This is a genomic window from Bacillus sp. D48C (assembly GCF_053345735.1).
This window is the reverse complement of sequence record NZ_JBKFAQ010000035.1, coordinates 1-2,467: the sequence shown is the minus strand read 5'-3', so window position 1 is coordinate 2,467 and position 2,467 is coordinate 1. Positions and strand designations below refer to the sequence as shown.

The following is a 2,467-nucleotide window of genomic DNA, read 5'->3' as shown; positions in this document are numbered from 1 at the left end:
TTATGTTAACATCTTCGTTAGTTAATGTCAACTAAGTTTTTTATTTCGTTTGTCGCTTGCGACGTTAATGTCATCGGCGACTTGTTCTATATTACACTTCATTTATATAATCGTCAATACATTATTTTAAAAAACTTTATATTTTATAGAATTCATTTACGTAATCAAATTATCTATTTACGTATTTCTTCTATAGTTATATACAAGCACCCCACAGAACTATCTATAGGGTGCTATTCCATCATAAAAGCTATTGTTCTTTTGACGGCACTGAACAACTTCCATCAGTACAAGAAAGGTCGCTTCCACCATCTACTGAAAGTTCCTGTAACTTCGGTGCAGGATTCTCTTCTTCCCAAACTTGCTGGAGTGCACCAACAAAAGTTTCAAGTGGTTGTGCACCTGAAATAGCATACTTTTGATTAATAATAAAATAAGGCACTCCCGAAATTTGATATTGCTGAGCAATCGCTTCTTCAATTCTAACATCATTTGCGTACGCATTTTTATCATTAATAACATTTAAAGCTTCTTGCTTATCTAAACCTGAAGCTTCAGCAATAGTAGCAAGTGTATCCACATCACTTAAATTTTTCGATTCAGTGAAATATGCAAAAAGTAGATTTTCCGTAATCTCCTTTTCTTTTCCATGATTCTTTGCAAACTTCGCAAGACGATGCGCATCAAACGTATTCGTCGGCTTCATCTCATCAAAATTAAAACTTAAACCCATACTAGCTGCATGATTTCCTAGCTGTACGTTATTACGCTTAGCTTCTTCAATACTAATCCCATACTTTGATGCAAGCACTTCATTAATACTTGTTCCAGAGTAAACGGGAGTATTCGGATCCAACTCAAAACTTTTAAACTCAACTTCAACATCCTTCTTATGTGGAAATTGCTCTAAAGCCATCTCTAATCTACGTTTCCCAATATAGCAAAATGGGCATACAAAATCCGACCAAACCTCAATTTTCATATAAACACCTCATTAACATTTAGTTTTCAATCATTGTAGCACTGAGATTAAGGAATTCAAAAGTTTTTGCTCTATCTCCTTCATATAGTACATACAAAAATACACTTATAGCAGACTACCTAATTAACAAAAAAACGATAATCAAAAGGATTAACTATTATCCCTCCGATTATCGTCTATATAAATGCAACAACTTTAATTATGCCGGAATATACTTCCCTACGAACTTCCATACGGTATTCCAATATTTATTCGAACCTACTTTCTCCGCTTCTCCATGCCCAGCACCTGGAACAATTAATTTCTCTTTTTCTACTTTTGCAGCATTATATACTTCATCTAACATTTCAAAAGGAACGAATGTATCAGCATCCCCATGAATGAATAGCATAGGTGTTTTACTTTTCGCTACTTGTTTTACAGCTGAAGCTTCTTCTAAATCATATCCAGCTCTTAATTTTGTAACTGTATTTGCCGCATTCATAACAGGAAACTTCGGCAAGTGGAATAAATCTTTTAGCTGATAAGTAAATTCATCAATAACGGTTGAGTATCCACAATCTTCAATAATAACTTTAACATTAGAAGGTAAATCTTCTCCTGAAGTCATCATTACAGTTGCCCCGCCCATTGAAACACCAAATAGAGCTATTTCAGCATTAGGATCTTTCTTTAAGATTTGTTGAATCCAAATCAAAACATCTTTACGATCATGCCAGCCCATACCAACATAATCCCCTTCACTATTTCCGTGCCCACGAAGGTCTGGTGCTATGACATTATAGCCTTGTTCATAAAAGTTACGAATATATTTCGTCATTTCTGATGCTCTACCATTGTATTCATGAACCACAATTGCCCATTTATGACTAGATTGTTCATTCATATATTCATAGCCTTTTAAATTCATTTTATCGAAAGAACGTATAGTTAATGTGTTAGGTTTATACTTCGATACGAAGTTCGCATTCTTTTCTTCATTTGTAGCCAATACATCTCCCGATGCATTTACCGTTTCTACTAAATGAGGATTATCTTGTAAAAACTCTTTTTCTTGTTTCGCATTCAACGCGTAGTTATAAAAATAATTCCCAACTAACATATACACGATTACTAGAAGGACTAAGACTACTATAGTAATTATACCTATCCTTTTCATATTATCTCCTTTTCTAACTTAAATCTTCTTATATTAAAGTACATCAAAAAAACAACTGTACTATTTTAACACACTGGTGAATTTTATCTTTAAGAAATAAAATAGAAAATCTTAAATTACATATCAAAAATCACGAAAGAAATCGAATAAAACTTATATAGATATGTAATTAGCTTTGAAAAAAAGTTACAAAACACAAAAAAGACGAGTCATTCTGACTCGTCTTAAGCTTGCTTGGCGACGTCCTACTCTCACAGGGACAAGGTCCCAACTACCATCGGCGCTAGAGAGCTTAACTTCCGTGTTCGGTATGGGAACGGGTGTGA

At 33.9% G+C, this 2,467-nt stretch carries 2 protein-coding genes and 1 rRNA gene; all 3 read right to left on the bottom strand.

Going from position 1 to position 2,467, the window contains the following annotated elements; translation table 11 throughout:
- Window positions 1-250: 250 nt before the first annotated feature.
- The gene (locus tag ACLBXA_RS29300) at window positions 251-982 is read right to left on the bottom strand and encodes a DsbA family oxidoreductase (protein WP_000687924.1); all 732 of its coding nucleotides are present in this window, start codon (window positions 980-982) and stop codon (window positions 251-253) included.
- A 199-nt stretch (window positions 983-1,181) separates the two neighbouring features.
- On the bottom strand, window positions 1,182-2,141 hold the full coding sequence (locus ACLBXA_RS29295) for an alpha/beta hydrolase (protein ID WP_447617738.1): 960 nt from the start codon (window positions 2,139-2,141) through the stop codon (window positions 1,182-1,184).
- Window positions 2,142-2,373: 232 nt separating this feature from the next.
- A 5S ribosomal RNA gene (gene rrf / locus ACLBXA_RS29290) occupies window positions 2,374-2,467 on the bottom strand; the annotation flags it as partial.